Below are 251 nucleotides of genomic sequence, written 5' to 3' on the forward strand. Positions count from 1 at the left end.
GGCTTGTCGTCGGCTAACAGCTCGATCTCCTCGTTGTCCACGTCGACTTCGACGGGCATCAGCTCGCTGTCGACCGGCCTGAGCTCGACTAACAGCTCGGTGTCGTCGCTGTCGACTTCGACGTCGACCGGCTTGTCGTCGGCCAACAGCTCGATCTCGTCGTTGTCCACGTCGACTTCAACGGGTATCAGCTCGCTCTCGACCGGCTTGAGCTCGACTGACAGCACGGTGTCGTCGCTGTCGACTTCCAC

General features: G+C 61.4%; 1 protein-coding gene. It reads right to left on the bottom strand.

Translation table 11 applies throughout. From position 1 onward, the window contains the following. Window positions 1–251 (bottom strand): hypothetical protein (locus VL15_RS42970; protein WP_048252190.1); only part of this gene is annotated, 251 nt, incomplete at both ends.

Origin of the sequence: Burkholderia cepacia (assembly GCF_001039005.1) — a bacterium.
In the GTDB taxonomy this organism is placed as follows: Bacteria; Pseudomonadota; Gammaproteobacteria; order Burkholderiales; family Burkholderiaceae; genus Burkholderia; species Burkholderia theae.